At 67.8% G+C, this 16,808-nt stretch carries 16 protein-coding genes; 9 read left to right on the plus strand and 7 right to left on the minus strand.

The genetic code is table 11. The annotated features are described in order from the left end of the window. Positions 1 to 5: 5 nt before the first annotated feature. Both HAV18_RS09440 and HAV18_RS09445 read right to left on the minus strand, forming a co-directional pair. On the minus strand, positions 6 to 1,172 hold the full coding sequence (locus HAV18_RS09440; RefSeq protein WP_166954993.1) for a Xaa-Pro peptidase family protein: 1,167 nt from the start codon (positions 1,170 to 1,172) through the stop codon (positions 6 to 8). 128 nt (positions 1,173 to 1,300) lie between these two features. After that, complete coding sequence (locus HAV18_RS09445) at positions 1,301 to 2,629, minus strand: MFS transporter (protein WP_166954994.1); 1,329 nt, start codon at positions 2,627 to 2,629, stop codon at positions 1,301 to 1,303. Positions 2,630 to 2,896: 267 nt separating this feature from the next. On the opposite strand from HAV18_RS09445, the gene HAV18_RS09450 reads away from it, so the two are divergent. Next, complete coding sequence (locus tag HAV18_RS09450; protein ID WP_166954995.1) at positions 2,897 to 3,865, plus strand: LysR family transcriptional regulator; 969 nt, start codon at positions 2,897 to 2,899, stop codon at positions 3,863 to 3,865. A gap of 18 nt (positions 3,866 to 3,883) precedes the next feature. On the opposite strand, the gene HAV18_RS09455 is transcribed toward HAV18_RS09450, so the two are convergent. After that, the gene (locus tag HAV18_RS09455; protein WP_166954996.1) at positions 3,884 to 4,516 is read right to left on the minus strand and encodes a LysE family translocator; all 633 of its coding nucleotides are present in this window, start codon (positions 4,514 to 4,516) and stop codon (positions 3,884 to 3,886) included. A gap of 593 nt (positions 4,517 to 5,109) precedes the next feature. Here HAV18_RS09455 and HAV18_RS09460 point away from each other — a divergent pair. The 8 genes from HAV18_RS09460 (at position 5,110) to HAV18_RS09495 (ending at position 13,479) form a co-directional block, all read left to right on the plus strand. After that, positions 5,110 to 5,433, plus strand: coding sequence for a hypothetical protein (locus HAV18_RS09460; RefSeq protein WP_021162626.1), 324 nt, complete (start codon positions 5,110 to 5,112; stop codon positions 5,431 to 5,433). 88 nt (positions 5,434 to 5,521) lie between these two features. Then, a complete protein-coding gene (locus HAV18_RS09465; RefSeq protein ID WP_208101891.1) occupies positions 5,522 to 5,755 on the plus strand; it encodes a hypothetical protein in 234 nt (77 codons plus the stop codon). Next, positions 5,752 to 6,297: a hypothetical protein gene (locus tag HAV18_RS09470; RefSeq protein WP_166954997.1), complete on the plus strand. Its 546-nt coding sequence runs from the start codon at positions 5,752 to 5,754 to the stop codon at positions 6,295 to 6,297. The genes HAV18_RS09465 and HAV18_RS09470 overlap by 4 nt, the downstream gene beginning before the upstream one ends. A gap of 104 nt (positions 6,298 to 6,401) precedes the next feature. Further along, positions 6,402 to 6,887, plus strand: a complete 486-nt coding sequence (locus HAV18_RS09475) for a hypothetical protein (protein ID WP_166954998.1) — start codon at positions 6,402 to 6,404, stop codon at positions 6,885 to 6,887. Between the two features lie 242 nt (positions 6,888 to 7,129). Continuing rightward, positions 7,130 to 8,593 carry a PepSY domain-containing protein gene (locus HAV18_RS09480; RefSeq protein WP_166955000.1) on the plus strand — a complete coding sequence of 488 codons (1,464 nt, stop codon included), beginning with the start codon at positions 7,130 to 7,132 and terminating at the stop codon, positions 8,591 to 8,593. A 49-nt stretch (positions 8,594 to 8,642) separates the two neighbouring features. Further along, positions 8,643 to 9,014 (plus strand): DUF2946 domain-containing protein, encoded by a 372-nt coding sequence (locus HAV18_RS09485; RefSeq protein WP_166955001.1) that lies wholly within the window; start codon positions 8,643 to 8,645, stop codon positions 9,012 to 9,014. A 173-nt stretch (positions 9,015 to 9,187) separates the two neighbouring features. Next, a complete protein-coding gene (locus tag HAV18_RS09490) occupies positions 9,188 to 11,311 on the plus strand; it encodes a TonB-dependent receptor domain-containing protein (protein WP_166955003.1) in 2,124 nt (707 codons plus the stop codon). Positions 11,312 to 11,361: 50 nt separating this feature from the next. Continuing rightward, on the plus strand, positions 11,362 to 13,479 hold the full coding sequence (locus tag HAV18_RS09495; RefSeq protein WP_166955004.1) for a TonB-dependent siderophore receptor: 2,118 nt from the start codon (positions 11,362 to 11,364) through the stop codon (positions 13,477 to 13,479). Positions 13,480 to 13,549: 70 nt separating this feature from the next. Here the strand turns inward: HAV18_RS09495 and HAV18_RS09500 are convergent, their stop codons facing one another. The 4 genes from HAV18_RS09500 to HAV18_RS09515 form a co-directional block, all read right to left on the minus strand. Beyond that, positions 13,550 to 13,915, minus strand: a complete 366-nt coding sequence (locus HAV18_RS09500) for a copper resistance protein CopC (protein WP_166955005.1) — start codon at positions 13,913 to 13,915, stop codon at positions 13,550 to 13,552. Between the two features lie 16 nt (positions 13,916 to 13,931). Further along, a complete protein-coding gene (locus tag HAV18_RS09505) occupies positions 13,932 to 14,849 on the minus strand; it encodes a hypothetical protein (protein ID WP_166955007.1) in 918 nt (305 codons plus the stop codon). Positions 14,850 to 14,958: 109 nt separating this feature from the next. Continuing rightward, on the minus strand, positions 14,959 to 15,342 hold the full coding sequence (locus HAV18_RS09510; RefSeq protein ID WP_166955008.1) for a DUF2946 domain-containing protein: 384 nt from the start codon (positions 15,340 to 15,342) through the stop codon (positions 14,959 to 14,961). A gap of 193 nt (positions 15,343 to 15,535) precedes the next feature. Then, positions 15,536 to 16,780 carry an NADH:flavin oxidoreductase/NADH oxidase family protein gene (locus HAV18_RS09515; protein WP_166955009.1) on the minus strand — a complete coding sequence of 415 codons (1,245 nt, stop codon included), beginning with the start codon at positions 16,778 to 16,780 and terminating at the stop codon, positions 15,536 to 15,538. Positions 16,781 to 16,808 lie beyond the last annotated feature (28 nt).

Raw genomic sequence — 16,808 nt, forward strand, 5'->3', positions numbered from 1 at the left:
CGCGACTACGCCCGAACCGGGAACGTCAACGCGTCGAGCGCCAGCGGCCCGTCGGTCAGCTGAACCGGGCCCTCGTCGCCGATCAGCACCGTATCGGAATGACGGAAGCCGCCGACGCCCTCGATATAGATGCCCGGTTCGATCGTCAGGCACATCCCCTTCTCGATCGGCCGGTCATCGCCTTCGGCGAAGAACGGCGCCTCGTGCGCGGTCACGCCCATCCCGTGCCCGGTCCGGTGCAGCAGCCGGTCGCCCATCCCCGCACGGCGGAAATAATCGTTGACCTTGCGATCGACGTCGCTCAGCAGCGCGCCGGGCATCGCCGCGTCGAACGCCAGCCGGCGCCCTTCCGACATCACGTCGAACGCGCGCCGCGCCGCATCGGGCACGTGGCCGATGAAGAAGGTCCGTTCGACTTCCGCGCCGTAGCCGTTCATCACCGCATTGACGATCGACACGTGCGGGCCGCCCTCCTCCATCCGCATGTCGATGTTGCTGAAGTTGTGCGGATCGTGCGACACGCTGCCCGGCTGGAACACCGCGACGATCCGCGTAGCCGACGGGTTCAGCGACGGATCGTCGGCCAGCAGCCGCTGCATGATGAAGCCGCGAATGCGCGACGACATTTCCGCCATCCCGAGGCCCGGGCGCGCTTCGCTCAGCAGCAGGTTGTGCGCGTCGGTGGCGATCCCGCACGCGTACACGTGGCGGCCGATCTCGTATTCGGACTTGATCATCCGGACCTCGTCGACGATGTCGATGCACACGCGCTCGCCCGGCGTCTGAGCATAGACCTGCAACGGACACACCGACTCGACACCGACGCGCTCGCCCGGCCCGAACAGCGCCTTGAAACGGTCGCTCCATTCGCGTCCGGCCGGCGCCGGGAACTCGAAATACGGAATCAGCTCGAGTTCGCCGATCGAGCGCGACCGCACATGCGGCTGTTCGAGTTGCGGCACGACGAACTGCGGCGGGCCGCTGCGCGAAATGACCAGCACGAACGGCCGCTCGTGGACGATGTTCGCGAAGTTCGTCAGGTAGTAGATGTTGTCCGGCGAGAACGCCACGTAGCGATCGAGGCCGGCTTGCGCCATGCGTGCCCGTACGCGGTCGAGGCGCCCTTTGAGTTCCGCCTCGCCGGGCGGCGCGAAGGTAGGTTTGAACTTCATGCGTGACTTCTCCTGTTGAGGGTGATGGGGCGGCCGCACGGGCCGGTCATTGCAACGTCGCCGTACCGGAATACTTCATTCGGTATCCTGCATTTTGATGACACATGCGTCGACTGAATCCGGTTCGCTCATTCGCGCGACAGGCGTCGGAATCCGAGCAGCGCGACCAGGCTCACGACCGACATCGCGACGATGTACAGCGCGGGCGACGCCTTGTTGTGCGTGGTCGCGATCAGCCACGTGACGATCAGCGGGGAAAAGCCGCCGAAGACCGTCGTCGGGATGTTGTACGACACCGCGAGCCCGGTGCTGCGCACCGCAGCCGGGAACGCGCGCGCGGACAGCGCAGGCACCAGCCCGACGAGCACGCCCATCGGCACCGCGGCGGCAGCCTGCATGATCAGCAGGTTGCGAAGCGAAGGGCTGGCGATGACCCACGTATAGAGCGGTAGCGTGATCGCGCCCAGCACGACGATCGCGGCGGCGACCATCGCGACCGGCCGGCGCCAGACGTCGCCGAGCAGGCCCGCGAGCGGCGCGATCGCGACCATCACGATGCCGGCGACCGTCGTGCTCATGAACGGCGCGGACATCGGCAACCCGAGCTGCTTCACCGCGAACGTCGGCATGTAGATCAGGTACATGTAGAACGCGGCCGTGCTGACGATCGTCACGCCGATCGCCGCGAGGAACGACGCGAGGTGCTCGCCGAACAGACACTTGAGCACCTGCGCGACCGGCAGCGCTACGCCGTGCACGAACGCGTCGGTTTCCGACACGCTCCTGCGGATGTAGAAGCCGACCGGGCCGATCAGCAGCCCGACCACGAACGGCACGCGCCAGCCCCAGCTTTCGAGCTGATGCGGGCTGAGCGACGTCGTCAGGATCGTGCCGATCGTGCCGCCCAGCACGATGGCCAGCATCGTGCTCGACATCTGCAGGCTCACGAAGAAATGGCGTCGATGCGGCGGCGCCTTTTCCGCGAGGAAGGCGACGGTGCTGCCGAATTCGCCCGATGCCGCAAAGCCCTGCACGAGCCGCGCCAGCACGAGGATCGTCGCGCCGAGCCAGCCGGCCTGCGCATACGGCGGCGCCACCGCGATCGCCGCCGTGCCGGCCATCATCAGCCAGATCGTGACGGACATCGCCGCCTTGCGGCCATACCGATCGCCGTACAGCCCGAGCACGACACTGCCGAGCGGCCGCACGACGAAACCCACGCCGAAGGTGGCCGTCACGAGCAACAGCGACCCGACCGGCCCGGCCACCGGGAAAAACAGCTTTGCGATCACGCTGGCGAAATAGCCGTAGATCACGAAGTCGAACCATTCGAGCGCGTTGCCCGCGGCGGCGGCCGCGACGTCGCGCAGCGTGCCCGCTCGCGCGGACGGCAACGCCTGTGCCGAACGGCGATCGAGCGCCAGGGCGCCGGCCGGATTCACTGCATTCTCTTTCATCGTCTGTCTCCTCCACCTGCTGGCTGCAGTGGTTTCGCATTCATGTTCGATGCGTACCGTTACCGCGTCCAACGGATTTCCGGAATATGATCATCACCAACGTGAATAACGGTGATAGCCGGTGCGCGGCTTCGCCGTAGCGCCGGATCGGCCCCAAGGGCAAACGCGGCCTTGCCCGGGTGGCCCGTCGCCCGGACACTGGCGGCCACGCCGTTCCGGTTCCCGACACCACGCACGGGAGCCCGGCACCCGCAACGGAGATGTGCGATGAAGGATCTGTTCCGCCAGCTCGACCTCAACCTGCTGCGCGTGTTCGCGGCATTGATGGCCGAAGGCAACGTCACGCGCGCCGCCGAGCGGCTGGCGCTTTCACAGTCGGCGGTCAGCAATGCGCTGCGCAGGCTGCGCGAATCGCTCGACGACGTGCTGTTCGAAAAGACCGTTTCGGGTGTGCGCCCGACCGCGCGGGCGCGCGAGCTGTGGTCGGCGCTCCAGCCGCACTTCGATGCAATGAAGCAGGCGATCTCGCCTGACCAGTTCGACCCGCAGGATCATCGGGGCACCTTCACGATCGCGATGTCGGACTACACGGTCGAGCGCATCATGCCGCGCCTCGCGCAGTACATGGGCACGCACGCACCGGCGATGCGGATCGAGATCACGCAGTTCAGCGTCGCCGACCTGCCGGGCATGTTCGATCGCGGCGGTGTCGACCTCGCGATCGGCGGTTATCTGAACGACGCGAGCCCGAGCAGCGGCGTGCGCACGCACGAGATGTGGCCGATCCACTGGAGCTGCCTGATGCGCAAGGATCACCCGCTCGCAAAGGGGCCGCTCACGCTGAAGCGCTTTCTCGCGGCGCGGCATCTCGACGTCGGGTTTTCCGGCATGCGGGTGCCGGTGTACGACAGCCTGCTCGCCGCGCACGGCCTGCGGCGCAATCTCGTCCTCACGCTGAATGCGTACACGCCCGCGCTTGCGATCATCCGGGAGTCGGACTTCATCGGCGTGCTGCCGACCACGCTGCTCGACCTGTCGATCCATGAAAAGGAACTGGTGTCGCGGCAACCGCCGGTACGCATGCCCGCGCGGCCCTACTGCGTGATCTGGCATCAGCGCTGGGACAGCCATCCCGCGCACCGCTGGCTCCGGCAGACGATCGTGTCGCTGTTCACGCGCCCGGCGGAGCAGCCGGGCGACGCCGCGCGCCCGGCCACGCGGCGTGCCGCCCGCTAGACGCGCACGCGTGCCGCCTCAAACGTTCGACACCAGCAGCCTGATTCCCGCCACGCCGAACACGACGGCGAGACACGCTTCCATCGCGCGCCGGCCGCGCACGTACAGCCGCCGCGCGCCGTCCATCGAGAACACCAGCGCATAGCCGCCGAATACCAGGCACCCGATCACGAGGCAGCCCGGCACGACGGCACCGTGCGACGCGCCCGCGCCATTCGACGACAGCGCGACGATCGACACCCACACGAGGATCGCTTTCGGGTTGGTCAGGTGCAGCATGGCGCCGCGTACATAGAAGCGCGACAGCCGTTGTTCGCCCGCTGCGTTCAGCGACGCGGCCGCCTTGCCCGACCACGCCGTGCGCCCCGACTTGAACGCAAGCCACATCAGGTACAGCCCGCCGAAGATCTTGATCGCGACCAGCAGTTTCGACCACGCCAGCAGCGCGGCCGACACGCCGAGCGCCGCCACCGTCGCCCAGACCATCGACCCTGAAATCACACCGAGCGCAAACGCGAGCGCCGCCTTGCGGCCCTGGTTCGCGGCGACCGACATGATCGCGAGATTGCTCGGGCCGGGGCTGGCCGTCCCGATGAAATAGGCCGTATAGGCCAGCAACAGGTTGGCCGAGAAGAAGGCGTGGACGCTCATGTCGAACCTCGCAGGGATGATTGGGGCATTGTTGGCAAACGCGCGCCGTCTGCCCATGGACACTTGGCCGACAATTCGCTGGGCCAGTTGGGCGGTCGTGCAACCGGATCGCCGCACGCGAATCCGTCTCGGTTTTGAAACACCTGTCACATTCGCCGCCGGTTTTCGCCGACGGTAGCGGCCATCCCGTACCGCCGCTTCCGGCGGCCGAACGCTTGGCAGGCGCAGGCGGCACGCACGCGCCGGCCCGTTTCGTCGGCCCGCCACGGAACGCGCCACGCAATTTATCCCGGCGTTACGTTACATCCGTGAAGCATTTCGCTTCGCCGGACTACCCCGCGTACCCGACATGCATCGCGCCGCGGCTGTAGATGGCCTCCTCGATCGCCTCCGCAATCCAGTACCGGCGGGACTCGCCGCCCTGCATCGCACCGTCGCTCAACATTGCTCAACAATCATCTCGCTGCGCTGGTACGGAACCTGCATTCCGTTCGGGTGAGACAGCCGCGCCGGTCACCGCGCGGACACAAATCCACCCTCGGGCGCCTCCACCGGATCCGCCCGAACGATCCGCGCAAGCAACGAGGCCCTTCATGGATGCGCTGCCCAATTCGTCCGATACGTCGTTCCAGCTCTTTCTCGCGAAACTGCTTGAACAGCCGTTGCCCGACTGGACCGAAAAACAGCAGATGGAACTCGAGATGGCGCGCTCGCTGTCCACCGAAATGGTCCACCTCGCCGAGGACATGCGCGGCCGCACGCCCGATCTCGCGCGCTGCCTCGTGCTGCTCCGTTACGCGAAGGTGCTCGACTTCATGCTGACGTCGCTCGCCGCGCACCGCGACATTCATCCGCAGACGCTGCGCACGCTGTTCCGCCTCGCGAACCTGAAAGTCGACGATGCGTATCCGGCCTGAGCCGGCACGACCCATCGGCTGCCGCGGGCGGCAAGCACGGCCGCGACAGCCATTCCCGATTCGCGCGCATGCCCGATAATCTCGCCGCATGAGCATCAGGAACCGGACATCCCGGCTGGCCGGCGCACTCGGCGTGTTCGTGAAGCGCTACGGGCGCAAGGCTCAAAAGCATCTCGACCCGAACGATCGCCGCTACGATCGCGACGTCGAGCGGGCGATGCGGCGCATGTCGCCTGCCGACCTGTCCGATATGCTCGCCGGCGATGACGACACCGCGATCGACACCCGGGCCGGTTTCGCCGAAGTGAGACGCACGCCGTGAACGCCGCCGACTTCGACCGGATCTGGCCGACCATCTGCGAAACCCCTGCCTGGTCCGTGACGAAAGGCCAGGGCAGCTTTCTCACGTTCGAATTCGGGCAACCCGCGCTGCATGTCAGGGAGCCGCTCGCCGGCTCGCCCGGCCTGTCCGCGGCGGCTCGCGACAGGCTCGCGTCGCGGCACGTGACGGTCGCCGGCAACGGGCATCTGTGGATCTGCTACTGCCATTGGTCGATCGCACTCGACAGTCACGAGCTCGCGCACAGCGAATCCCGCTCCGGCGACATCGCGGCCGCCGCGCAACGTCTCGACGGACAGATCCTGCAATCGGTCACGCCGCGCGCCCAGCCGGGTTCGTGGGCGTTCGACTTCGACCTCGGCGGCAAGCTGACGACCTGGCCGTACGGCGACGACCCGACCGACGAACAGTGGCATCTCTACGACCGGCGCTCGGGCAACGTGCTGACCGCCCGCGCGGACGGCACCTGGTCGTATGGCCCGGCGAACACATCGCCCGGCAGCGGATCGTCCGGTTCCGGATAGCCGCCACGGGCGCGCCCATCCGCTTCCGGCAGCGCGCCGGGCTGATTCCGCACATCAGCGTGACGGGCGTCCCCTCCCCGCAAACGGATGTACAATCGCGCGCCATGAACGCACTTCGCCGCTTCCTGCTCCGGCAAAGCGTCGCGCGACAGCTGCTGTGGGGGTTCCTCCTCGTGACGCTGCTGTCCCGCGCGCTGATGTCGGGCGCCGTGATGCTCGATCCGGACGGTCCGGATGCGGGCTCGGTGGTGCTGTGTTCGGGCCGCGGCCCGCTGATCGTCAACGTGGCCGCGCTGGCTGCCCGTTTCGATGCCGGCGCGCCGATCACGCCGGCCAACGATGCGCTCGCGCTCGCCGATGCGCTCAAGCATGACGCGCATGCCGACAACCCGGCTTCGTCCGGAAGCGGCGACAGCCTGTGCGCATTCGGTGCCGCGCTGTTCACGGCGCTGGCGTCGTTCGTGCTGCTGGTGCTGCTGTTTCCCGCCGCCGCGCCGCGGCGCTTCCGGATTCACGTCGACCGTCTTCCGTTCGTGCGATCGATCTTCGACGATCGCCCACCCTCCCGCGCGCCTCCTCTGTTCTGCTGACGGTTCCACCCTGCGGCCCGCGCACGTCGATGTGCACGGGCCTGCACGCCGTTCGTCTCATACGACCTGATTCAAGCGTTCACCCGCCTGCCCGCATCGCGCGGGCGACGCCGTCATGCGCATCGTCCGCGCATGGCCCCGCGCCGCCCGTTCCGTCGATGCGCGCAAGCGGGCGCATCGCACGTTGACGTCCACCGGCCCGCGCCGGCGTGGCCGCTCAACGAACACGAGGAGCTGACACCATGTCGACCACCGTCGAACGGGCGATCTCGCCCGCCCAATCCGCCCACGCCGGTTACCGGACGCTCTGGCGCTGGCACTTCTATGCCGGCCTGTTCGTCATGCCGTTCCTGGTGGTCCTCGCGATCACCGGAACGCTCTATTGCTTCCAGCCGCAGATCGAGCCGCTGCTGTATCCGCACCGGCTCGTCGTCGAGCCACGCGCCACGCCGCGACTCGATTCCGACACGCTGCTCGCGAACGCGCGCACCGCGATGCCGGCCGGCGCGACGCCGGTTTCCGTCCAGGTCTCGACCGCGCCGGACCGCAGCGCCGAATATGTGTTCCGGCTGCGCGACGGCAGCCGCGAGAGCGTGTACGTGAACCCGTACGACGGCAGCGTGCTCGGCACGCTGAGCGTCGAGAACCGCTTCATGCAGATCGACCGGATGCTGCATCGCAAGCTGCTGCTCGGCAAGACAGGCGAACTGCTGATGGAGCTCGCCGCATGCTGGACCTTCGTGATGATCGGCACCGGCATCGCACTGTGGTGGCCGCGTGGTGCGGCGCGCGTCGGACAGGCACTGCGCCCCGACCTGTCGCTGCGCGGCCGGCCGCTGTGGAAGAACCTCCACGCGACGGCCGGCATCTGGCTCGCGGCCGGCACGGTCGCATTCATCCTGACGGGGCTGCCGTGGTCGGGCTCATGGGGCAAGAACTTCAAGGCGCTGGCCGCGACCGTGAACCTCGGCGCGCCGGAAGGCGCATGGGGCGGCGGGTCGGTGCGCTCGACGCGCCCGGGTGCCGCCGCGGCGCCCGCGCCTGCCCAGGCCGCCGCGCCGGCCGGCCATCATCATGAATCGGGCGAGTCGATGCCCGGGATGGTGATGGACGACCTGCCGTTGCCGCAAACGCCGTGGGCGGTCGGCAACGTGCCCGTCCCGCATTCGCCGTCGGCACCGACGCCGGCACCGCTGCCGCTGGCCCGCGCCATCGCGATCGTCGCGGGCCTCGGCGTGACGAGCGGCTACACGCTCGCGCTGCCGGCCGGCGCGGACGGCGTGTTCACCGCGTCGTACTTCCCGGACGATCCGCAGGCCGAGCGGACGATCTACATCGACCAGTACAGCGGCACCGTGTTGAAGGACATCCGCTATGACGACTACGGCGCGGTATCGCGGGCCGTGTCGTACGGCACGTCGCTGCACATGGGCCGCTACTTCGGGCTCGCGAACCAGATCATCTGTGCGGTGCTGTCGCTCGGGCTCGCCGCGATGGCCGTCACCGGCACCGTGATGTGGTGGAAACGCCGCCCGGCGGGCAAGGTGGGCGCGCCGTCGCGCGAACGCGGCACGCCGCCGATGCGCGGCTGGATTGCGGGGCTCGTGCTGCTCGGCATCGTCTTTCCGCTGATGGGCGCGACGATCGTCGCGGTCTGGTTGATCGACCGTCTGCTGTTCGGCCGTGCGGCACGCGCGGCAGCCTGATTCATCGCGCGCCGGCGCACGTTGCGCGCCGACGCGGCAAGCCCGGGCCATGGCGTGGCTCGGGCTGTTCGCGCTCGTGCTCGCGCTCGTCGCGCCGCTGATCTCGCAACTGCGCGCGAGCGCTTCCGATAGCGGCGTGCCGGCCGCGCCGATCTGCTCGGCAACCGGCAACACGCTCGTGGCGCACGCGGAAACGCATGCGCCGGCCGATTTGCCGTCCGATTTACCGTCCGACAAGCATTTCGACCGCTGTGGCTATTGCGGCCTGCTCGCCGGCCATCCACCGCTGCAGGTCGCGGTGCTCCTCTCATCCTCCCCGGCCGTGCGGCATGCGCCGCCCGAGCTACTGATCCCCATCGCCCACCGCCCGGCGAAGCGCTATGCGCTCGCCGCGCGCGGGCCGCCTTCCGCCCGCGCCTGACGCACCTCGCGACCGCGCCGCCGCACACCGCGCGGCGCCGTCCGCTTCGCCTGCCCGCCCTGCCGGTGCCCGATGCCGAGCCCGCGCGCGTGACCACGCGCGGCGGCCGGCGCCGCGCATGGCGCGCATCGTGTCCGTTTCATCATCGTCACCATAACCATACGTATAACGACATGTTTCCCTTGACCCGTATTGCCGTCGCGCTGTCCGGCGCGATCTCGGTGCTCTCCGCGTCGGCCGCATGCGCACAAGGCGCCGCGCCGACCGACGCCTCGACCGACGCACCGGCCGCGTCGACGCTGCCCGCGATCAACGTCAACGCGACCCGCGCGACGGACGCGCTGACGTCGAAATCGACCGCCGACCTGAAGCGCACGCTCGACCAGACGGTCGGCTCGGTGGGCTTCGTCGATGCCGACAGCTACCGGAACACCTACGCATTCACGCTGCGCGACGTGCTGAAGGACGTGCCCGGCGTGTTCGTCGAGAACCGCTACGGCCAGGAGCTGCGCCTGTCGATTCGCGGCTCCGGCATTGCCCGCTCGTACCACACGCGCGGTCTCGAGATCCTGCAGGACGGCATCCCGACCAACCTCGCGGACGGCAGCGGCGACTACTACCAGATCGATCCGCTCGCGCTGCAGGCCGTGCAGGTCTACAAGGGCGGCAACGGCCTCGCGTACGGTGCATCGACACTCGGCGGCGCGATCGACTTCATCACGCCGACTGCCCATACCGCCGACGCGCCGAACATCGTGCGCGTGGAAGGCGGCAGCTACGGCACGGTACGCACGAGCGCGCAGATCTCGCGCGTGCTCGGCCCGCTCGACTTCCTCGCGAACTTCAGCGTCAATCATTCGGACGGTTATCGCGATCACGCGAAGGGGCAATACGAGCAGTTCAACGCGAACGTCGGCTACCGGTTCAGCCCGGCCGTCGAGACGCGCTTCTACGTCGGCGTGTATGTCGTCGACCAGTTGCTGCCGGGCACGCTGTCGCTGTCCGACGCGCTGAACAATCCGACCAAGGCCGCGCCGAACGCGATCTCGGGCGACCAGGCGCGCAATACGCGCACCGAGCGGATCGCGAACCGCACGACAGTGAAGCTCGATTCGGGCGAACTGCAGTTCGACACGTGGGCCATTCACAAGAGCCTCTATCACCCGATCTTCCAGGCGCTCGACCAGGACGGCTGGACCTACGGATTTGCGCCGCGCTACACGGGCCGCCTGACGCTCGGCGGGATGCGCAACGACCTGATCGTCGGCGCGCGCTTCTTCGGCGGCCGCACGCAGGCGAACCAGTACGTGAACGTCAACGGCAACAAGGGCGCACAGACGCTCGACTCGACGCAAGCCGCGTTCAACTACGAGGCGTATGTCGAGAACCGGTTGTTCTTCGTGCCGACCGTTGCGCTGATGACCGGCGTGAAGGTGCTGCACTCGGTGCGCGAGTACATCGACAACGGCGGGCTGCCGCGCGACCCGAACTACAAGTCGACGAACGCGAGCTACAGCGGCGTCAATCCGAAGCTCGGGCTGCTGTGGCAGCCGGATGCGAACACCCAGGCCTACGTCGACATCACGCGCAGCCAGGACGTACCCGACTTCACCGACCTCACGCAGACCTTCTCGAACACGACGCGCTTCACGCCGCTCGCGTCGCAGCACGCGTGGACGATCGAGTTCGGCACGCGCGGCTCGCGCGAGCGCGTGAGCTGGGACGTGACCGCCTATCGCTCGCTCGTGCGCGACCAGTTGCTGCAGTACACGACGAACCCGGACGTGCCGGCGGCGACGTTCAACGCGAACAAGACGGTGCTGCAAGGGATCGAGGCCGGCGCGTCGGTCGAACTGTTCCGCAACGTCACCGGTCGCGGCGTGGGCGACAAAGTCACGCTGTCCGGCGTCTGGAACCTGAACGACTTCCGCTTCAAGAACGACCCGCAGTACGGCAACAACCGGATCGCGGGCGTGCCGTTGAACGTGCTGCGCGCGACGCTGGGTTACGCGCGCCCGAGCGGCTTCCACATCGCGGCCACGCTCGACTGGGTGCCGTCGGGCGCGTGGGCCGACGACGCGAACACGTTGCGCGTGCCGAGCTACACGCTGCTCGGGCTGCAGGCCGGCTACGACTTCCGCAACGGACTGTCGCTGTTCGTCGATGCGCGCAACCTGACCAACAAGCGCTACGTCAGCGACATCAGCACGGTCGCGGACGCGCGCACCGCGAACACCGCGATCTTCTATCCGGGCGAAGGACGCAGCGTGTTCGCCGGCATGCGGTACGCGTTCTGATGCGCCGCCTGCGGCATGACCCGTTACACAGATTCAAAGGAAACCGAAACATGAAGTTCAGATTGATGCTGCCCGCCGCCTTGCTCGCGGCCTTCGCGCCCGCCGGGCAAGCCCAGGAAAGCGGCGCCGGGAACACCGGTGCCACGCTTGCGCCGATTCGCGTCAACGCAAGGAAGGCGACGCCGCTCACGCAACCGCTCGACACCGGCAGCCGTCTCGGCCTGTCGTCGCTCGAAACGCCCGCGAGCGTCGAGCAGATCGATCGCAAGACGCTCGACACGCGCGGCGACAGTGCGATCGTCGACGCGGTGAGCCGCGCCGCCGGCATCAGCGCATCGCCGCATCCCGGCAACGGCGGCTCGGAGCTCGGTGCGCGCGGCTTCGTCGGCGCGTCGTCGGTCACACAACTCTATGACGGCGTGCGCCCGTACGGCGCAATCGGCATCACCTTTCCATTCGACACGTGGTCGGTCGACCATATCGACGTGCTGCGCGGCCCGGCTTCGGTGATCTACGGCGAAGGCGCGATCGGCGGTGTCGTCAACATCGTTCCGAAGAAGCCGACGCGTGGCCCGATCCAGAACGAACTGCAGGCCGGCGGCGGCACCGAGGGCACGGCGCGGGTCGCGTTCGGCAGCGGCGGCGCGATCAACGACAAGCTGTCGTACCGTTTCGACATCAGCGGCAACCGCTCGTCGAACTGGGTGGACCGCGGCAATTCGCGCAACCTGTCGATCTCCGGCGCGCTGCGCTACGACGTGACGTCCGACCTGTACGTGACGGCGTCGTATGCGCAGGGTTTCCAGCATCCGATGCAGTATTTCGGCGTGCCGCTCGTCAACGGCGCGCGCGATCGCGCGCTCGACAAGAAGAACTACAACGTCGGCGACAGCGACATCGCGTTCCGCGACAGCTGGGCGACGGTGTCGGCGAACTGGCAGCCGAGCGACAGCCTGAACGTGACGAGCACGCTGTACCGGATGAAGAGCAACCGTCACTGGAAGGATGCGGAGTACTACACGTACCTGCCGTCGACCTCACAGGTCCGGCGCAGCAGCTATACGGAAATCTTCCACGACCAGGAGCAGTACGGCAACGTGACGGCGGCCACCGTGACCTCCGCGCTGCTCGGGATGCGCAACACGTTCTCGACGGGTGTCGAGTTCAATCACACGACGTTCCAGCACGACAACAACGCGCCGTATTCGGGCACGTCGACGGTCGATCCGTTCAACTTCGACCCGGGCAGTTTCATCAACACGGCCGGCACCTATCCGAAGTACCGCAGCCAGTCGAACCAGTACGCGCTGTTCGCCGAGAACCGGCTGGAAATCACACCGCGCTGGTCGGTGATCGGCGGGCTGCGCTACGACCACGCGAGCGTGAACCGCGACGATCTGGTGAACGGCAGCGCATTCACGAAGGTATTCGCGAACACGGGCTGGCGCATCGGCACCGTGTACGACGTGCAGCCCGGCCTCGCCGTGTACGGCCAGTATTCGGTCGCGGCCGACCCGATCAGCTCGCTGCTGTCGCTGAATGCGTCGAAGGCGAACTTCACGCTCGCGACCGGCCGGCAGATCGAAATCGGCGTGAAGCAGTCGTTCCTGGACGGCAAGGCGGAATGGACGCTCGCCGCGTACCGGATCGTCAAGAGCAATCTCGTGACGGCCGATCCGCTGAACCCGAACCAGTCGATCCAGGTCGGCCAGCAGTCGTCGCGCGGGCTCGAAGCGACGGTCGGCGCGGAGATCGCGAAGGACTGGCGCGTCGACGCGAACGTGTCGATCCTGCGCGCGAAATACGACGACTTCCAGCAGACGGCCGGCGGCACGACGGTGTCACGCGCGGGCAACGTGCCGGTGTCGGTGCCGCAGCGGCTCGCGAACCTGTGGGTGAGCTGGCGCTTCGCGCCGGACTGGACGGGCATCGCAGGCGTCAAGTACGTCGGCAAGCGCTTCGCCGATACCGCGAACCAGCTCGTGATGCCGTCGTACACCACGGTCGACCTCGGCCTCGCGTGGAAGCCGCGCAAGGACACGACGATCACGGCCCGCGCGTACAACGTGTTCAATCGCCGCTTCGTGCAGTCCGCGTACTACAACGAGACGCAGTACCTGCTCGGCAACGACCGGCGGCTCGAAGTGCTGGCGAACTACCGGTTCTGACGCGGCGCGACGCGCTGCAACGCGCGTGCCGCCCGCACATGCACGGCGGCGCGCGCGGGTGCGGCCGGCGTTACTTCACCGTGAACGCGTAGTGCCCCTGCGTGCGGTGCCCGTCGAGCGCGACGGCCACCCACGCCACCGTGTAGACGCCGGGCGCAAGCGGGTTCAGCGCGACGGACATGTGCTTGCGGTTCGACGCGTCGACTTCGGCCTTGCCGTTCGTGACGGCGTGGCCCTGCGCATCGGTGACGGCGATCGAGCTGAACGCGGGTTCGAGCCCGTCGTCGAAATCGATCGCGACGCGTGGCGGCGACGCGGTCACGGTCTCGCCCGCGGACGGCACCTGATGCGTCGGGAACGCATGGGCATGCGCGAACTGCGCGCCGGCGAGGAGCAGCGCGGCAGCGGCCATGCGCAACGTGGTCAGCTGATTCATGGCGTTTCTCCGTCGATCAGAACAGCGGCTTGCCGAGCGAGCCCGGGAACAGGTCGTCGAAATACAGGTGCGCGTCGAAGAGCACGCCGACATGGTTGCCGCTCGCGCGATTGACCGGGATCTGCGCCTCGATGCCGAATTGCCCGTAGCGATTGAGCCACAGCACACCCGGGTTGATCGTGCCGGTCGTCTGGCCCGAGCACGCGCCCGCCGTGCAGGTGCTCATCGGCGCCTCGACGACGAAGACCATGTTGCTGAGCGGCTGCGGCAGGCCGAGGTTCTTCACCTGCTGCTGCAGGTACGGGATGCTGTATTGCAGCGTCATGCCCCAGCCGAGCGAATTCGGGCCCTGGTCGGAGGAGGCCGTGGTCAGGTTCGGCCCGAGCTCGGCCGTAATTGCGAACGGGCGCAGATAGCCGAGCGACGCGGGCAGATCGCCGAAGCCCTTGCCGACGTAGACGGCCGGCGTGAACGTCGAGTACGGATTCGCGATCGATTTCGCGCCGGTGCCGCCGATCTCGGTCTTGAGGCCGACCGACGCCATGAGTTCGTGCGCGGCGTTCGTATAGGCAAGGTACTTCACGCCGAGCGTCACGTTGTCCCAGCCCTTCGCGGAGCCGCCGTCCGGCGCGTTCTGCGACACGTACTGGCTGGCGACGCTGAACGCGAGGTTCTTCGTGATCAGCTTGTCCCACTCGTACGACACGGTATTGACGTTGATGTTGTTGCCACTGTCGTCGGAGGACTTGATGTGGCCGAACTGCGTGTCGAATTCGTCGCCGACACCGGGGTCGTCCACGGTCATCGTCGCGGGAAAGACGCGATCGCCCACCACCGCGTGAGCGTTCGCGAAGGCAGCATGGGTCAGGCCGGCGACGGCGGCCAGCAGCGCGGCACATGCGCGGGGCGCGTGCCGTTGGTTGAAGCGGGGCATGTTGTGTGTTCTCCGGTTGTCGTTCGATGCCGTCGCGCGCACGCGCGACGAACAGCCGCCTGTTCCGGCCGCGAAGCGGCGGCGGGTCAGGCAGAAAAATCAGACGATCTCAGGAGAACGCAGGGGGCGCGCGCGATTGCGCGACGGTATGGACGAGACGGATGCGGGCCGGGATCGATGCCGACGCGATCGGCCTTTGCGAATCCACGCGCGGAACGACGAATGCAACGGCATGGCCCAGCAGCGCGGCCGCGTGGCCAACGAAGCTGCAATACGGGCACGCTTGCCAGTGCGCCTTGACGCTGTGCGCGGGCTTGCCGTCGTCGTGCGCGATCACCGCTTCGTCGACGCTCGCCGTGCAATAGACGGCCAGCGCATCGACGAGCCTGTAACGCGACGCCATCATCTGCGAGACCGCAGGGGCGAGCGCCATCATCAGGATTGCGATCAATCCGATCAGGCTGCCTGGCTTGCGGAAACGGGCGACGTGCATGACGCGCGACGAGAGCGGATTGCGATGAAGGTGGTGGATTATGCCACGCTGAAATCGCGCTCAGGCGCCTGAATAATGCAGTAAACGGGTTCGATATTTCGGAAAGCAATCCGAAAGGATCGAGCGTTGAAACGGCCCGCCAGGCGACGGGCCGATCGGTGCGGGACAGTCGAGGCTGCCCCGCCCGCGCACGTCACGCACGCGTGCCCGCCGCGCGCCCCGCCATCCACTTCCGGTAGCGCCGCGTCTGGCACTGCGCGGCCAGTTGCTGCCTGACCAGCGCGCGCAGCGGCGACACCTGCGGGTGCGTGCGCCGGCCTTCGCTGAGCCGCGTCAGCTGGAACTTGACGACGGCCATGTTGGCCAGCGCGCCCAACGCCTTGTTCTTCCACCGGATCGGCTGCAACACCGGCGCGCTGTCCTTGCCGGCCCGCCAGTCGCGCGGCAGGTTCGGCTCGATCGACAGCGCGGTCGCGATGCCGACCATCGCCACGCCGCTGTCGACCACCTGCTCGGCGACCACCCGGCGCCGGATGCCGCCCGTCACCATCAGCGGCATCCGCGCGACGGCCGTGATGTCGCGTGCGAATTCGAGGAAATACGCTTCGCGGGCCAGCGTGCGCCCGTCGCGCGCCTCGCCCTGCATCGCCGGTACTTCATAGCTGCCGCCCGACAGTTCGACGAGATCGACGCCGAGCGGATTCAGCAGTTCGACCACGCGCTTCGCATCGTCCGCGCTGAAGCCGCCGCGCTGGAAATCGGCCGAGTTCAGCTTGACCGCGACCGCGAATTCCGGCGACACCGTCGCCCGCACGTCCCGCACGATATCGAGCAGCAGGCGCGCGCGATTCTCGATGCTGCCGCCCCACCCATCCTGCCGGCGGTTCGTCAGCGGCGACAGGAACTGGCTCAGCAGATAGCCGTGCGCCGCGTGAATCTCCACGCCGTTGAAGCCGCTCTGCTCCGCGAGCCTGGCGGCGCGCACGAAGCGCTGCTGCACATCCGCGATGTCGGCTTGCGTCATCTCCTTCGGCACCGGGAACTGCTTCGACAGCGCGCCGAGTTCGAGCGCCACGGCCGACGGCGCGAGCGTGGTCTGGCCGAGCGCCGCCTGCATCTGGCGCCCCGGGTGATTGATCTGCATCCACACGTGCGCGCCGCCCGAGCGCGCCACCTGCGCCCAGCGGCGGAAGCGCTCGAGATGCGCATCGCTCTCGAGCACGACCCCGTTCGGCCCCGTCATCGCGCGGCCGTCCACCATCACGTTGCCGGTCAGGATCAGGCCGACCTGGCCGTCGGCCCACGCCTGGTACAGGCGCAGCAACGCGTCGGACGGTGCGTGGTTCGCATCGGCCATGTTCTCTTCCATCGCGGCCTTGGCCAGACGGTTCGGAATCACCGCCCCGTTGGGCAGTGTCAGCGGCGTAAACAGGTTCATGGAGGGCACCCTCGATTGACGATGCCCA

Source organism: Burkholderia sp. D-99 (genome assembly GCF_011605345.1).
In the GTDB taxonomy this organism is placed as follows: domain Bacteria; phylum Pseudomonadota; class Gammaproteobacteria; order Burkholderiales; family Burkholderiaceae; genus Burkholderia.